Source organism: Gordonia sp. YY1, from assembly GCF_009872315.1.
Classification (GTDB): domain Bacteria; phylum Actinomycetota; class Actinomycetes; order Mycobacteriales; family Mycobacteriaceae; genus Gordonia; species Gordonia amicalis.
Genome location: NZ_WXYI01000044.1, coordinates 1 through 3,309 on the forward strand (window position 1 = coordinate 1; position 3,309 = coordinate 3,309).

At 67.0% G+C, this 3,309-nt stretch carries 2 protein-coding genes; one reads left to right on the forward strand and one right to left on the reverse strand.

The genetic code is table 11. The features are described from left to right. Positions 1 to 78: 78 nt before the first annotated feature. A complete protein-coding gene (fgd, locus tag BPODLACK_RS22990) occupies positions 79 to 1,128 on the reverse strand; it encodes a glucose-6-phosphate dehydrogenase (coenzyme-F420) (protein WP_096274777.1) in 1,050 nt (349 codons plus the stop codon). Positions 1,129 to 1,288: 160 nt separating this feature from the next. On the opposite strand from fgd, the gene BPODLACK_RS22995 reads away from it, so the two are divergent. Next, entirely contained in the window at positions 1,289 to 3,208 is a 1,920-nt protein-coding gene (locus BPODLACK_RS22995) for an ABC transporter ATP-binding protein (protein ID WP_159406320.1), read from the forward strand. Positions 3,209 to 3,309: the final 101 nt, after the last annotated feature.

The following is a 3,309-nucleotide window of genomic DNA, read 5'->3' on the forward strand; positions in this document are numbered from 1 at the left end:
CAATCACGAACGCAGCCACACCGCACTCAGAGGCGACTCACCCGCCGACCGCGTACCCAACCTGGCGGGTCAGTACAGTTAGCCGAGCTTGCGCAGGCGCGGTTCCAGGTCGCGCTGGAAGTTCTCCAGGAACCGACGCTGGTCGTGGCCCGGCGCGTGGAAGACGAGGTGGTTGAGACCGGCGTCGGTGTAGAACTTGACCTTCTCCACGGCCTCGTCGGGGTCGGACGCGACGATCCAGCGCTTGGCGACCTGCTCGATGGGCAGTTCGTCGGCGAGACGTTCCATCTTGGTGGAGCTGTTGACGCTGTGCTTCTGCTCCGGTGTCAGTGACAGCGGCGCCCAGAAGCGCGTGTTCTCCAGTGCCAGTTCGGGATCGGGATCGTAGGAGATCTTGATCTCGATCATCTTGTCGATGGCGTCGAAGTCCCGTTCGGCCTTCTCCGCACCTTCCTTCACCGCCGGCAGCAGCTTCTCGGTGTAGAGCTCGGCGCCCTTGCCCGAGGTGCAGATGAAGCCGTCCCCGGCGCGACCCGCATACCGGGCGACGACCGGACCACCGGCGGCAACGTACACCGGGATCGGTTGTTCCGGAACGTCGTACATGTACGCACCCTGCGTGTGGTAGTACTCGCCGTCGAAGTTGACCTCGTCGCCGGTCCACAGTTCACGCATGAGCGTGATCGCCTCGCGCAGGCGGGCGAAGCGCTCCTTGAACTCGGGCCACTCGCCCTGGAAGCCGGTGGCGTATTCGTTGAGCGCCTCGCCGGTGCCGACGCCGAGCATGATGCGGCACGGGTACATGCAGCCCATCGACGCGAAGGCCTGGGCGATGACGGCCGGGTTGTAGCGGAAGGTCGGGGTCATGACCGATGTGCCGATCTGAACACGCTTGGTGCGCTCGCCGACGGCCGCCATCCACGCGAGCGAGAAGGGAGCGTGGCCGCCGTTGTGCCGCCACGGCTGGAAGTGGTCGCTCACCGCGACCGAGTCCAGTCCGTGTTCCTCGGCCGCGACCGCGATCTCCACCAGCTCGCGCGGGTCGAACTGCTCCGCCGATGCCTTGAAACCGAGCTTGAGTTCTGCCACGAGCCTCGCCCCTAACCGTCGGCCGTGCCGACCTGACATTCCCTGGTCGATCCGCTGATCGTGATCGCCGTCTGTGACCTCAGTTACCAACCTAGAGCATGGGTGGCGGGACGCCTCTCGAGCTCCCGGCATGCACCTCCACCCGCATCCGAAGGGACGAGTAGACATCAAGTTCACTTGAAGTCCTACCCTGGGCGACATGAGCATGGAGTCGGTCGCCTGGGACATGATGTACAAGTCGTCGACCTCGCCGGACGGTAAGCGGTTGCGGGGGGATCGGCGTACGACGCTGCGTCGGATCAGCGGGTTCGCCGGCCCCCATCGCCGCCGGATAGCGCTGTTCCTCGTGCTGTCCGTGTTCACCGCGGTCCTGACGGTGGTCACGCCGCTCCTCGCCGGACGCGTCGTCAACCTCATCACCGACAGCGGGTCCGAGGCGATGATCGTGGGTCTCGCGGTGACGATCGCCCTGATCGCCGTCGCCGAGGCGGCGGCCGGAATCGGGGTGCGGTGGCTGTCGTCGAACATCGGTGAGGGCCTCATCCTCGACCTGCGTCGCGCAGTCTTCGACCATGTCCAGCGGATGCCGGTCGCCTTCTTCACCCGCACCCGGACCGGCGCCCTGGTGAGCCGGCTCAACAACGACGTCATCGGCGCGCAACGCGCCTTCAGCGACACGCTCTCGGGTGTCGTGTCGAACATCGTGACGCTCACGCTGACGCTGGGCGTGATGATCTACATCAGCTGGCAGATCACGCTGCTCGCCCTCGTGCTGCTGCCGATCTTCGTGGTCCCGGCGCGCCGGATGGGACGCCGGATGGCCGCCCTGTCGCGTGAGGCCGCCGAGCACAACGCCCGGATGTCCACCCAGATGACGGAACGGTTCTCCGCACCCGGAGCCGCCCTGGTCAAGCTGTTCGGACGTCCCGACCTGGAATCACGCGAGTTCGCCGACCGTGCGGATCGTGTGCGCGACATCGGTGTTCGACGCGCGATGCTGCAGGCCTACTTCTTCACCGCGTTGACGCTGGTCTCGGCTCTCGCGCTCGCCCTGGTCTACGGGCTCGGGGGATGGCTTGCGGTGAACGAACATCTGTCGGCGGGTGCGGTCGTCTCGCTCGCCCTGCTCCTCACCCGCATGTACGCCCCGCTCACCGCGCTGGCGAACGCACGGGTCGAGATCATGAGCGCGCTGGTCAGTTTCGAGCGCGTCTTCGAGGTCCTCGACCTGACACCGCTGATCACCGACGCCCCGGACGCACGCCCGGTCCCGGGCACCGAGAGCGGCCGGCCGGTCCCGGTGTCGGTGCGCTTCGACGACGTCTCCTTCGCCTACCCCGCCGCCGACAAGGTCTCACTGGCATCACTGGAAGAGGTTGAGCAGCTGGACAACCGGGCGGGTACGACGGTTCTGCACCACGTCGACCTCGATGTTCCCGCGGGCAGCATGGTGGCTCTTGTCGGCAGTTCGGGTGCCGGCAAGTCGACGATCGCGAGTCTCGCGACCCGGCTGTACGACGTCGACGAGGGCTCGGTGCAGCTCTCCGGCGTCGACATCCGCGACCTGCAGACCGCGTCGGTGCATCGCACCGTCGGCCTGGTCACCCAGGACGGCCACCTCTTCCACGACACCGTCCGCGCCAACCTCGTCCTCGCCCGACCCGACACCTCCGACGAGGAGATCTGGGACGCGCTGCGCCGGGCGCGTCTCGACGAGCTGGTGGCGTCGTTGCCCGACGGACTCGACACCATCGTCGGTGAACGCGGATACCGGCTCTCCGGCGGTGAGCGCCAGCGGATGACGATCGCGCGGCTACTGCTCGCGCAGCCGTCGGTGGTGATCCTCGACGAGGCGACCGCACATCTGGATTCGACCTCGGAGGCGGCCGTTCAGGAAGCGTTGGGCGAAGCCCTCGAGGGCCGGACCTCGATCGTGATCGCACACCGCTTGTCGACGATCCGCGCGGCGGACCAGATCGTGGTGCTCGAAGCAGGACGCGTCGTCGAACGCGGCGATCATCCGACGCTGCTGGCGCGCAACGGACGCTACGCCGAGCTCTACCGCACGCAGTTCGCCGACGACGGCGACGCGAACGAGGACGACCCGCTCACGGCGTAGGGCTGCGACGTCATCTCACGAGGCCTTCGAGGCAGTGAGAATGGGCGTGGGTGGTCGACCGGGTCTGGGTCTGACTTACTTCGAGGCTGACGGTTGCTGTC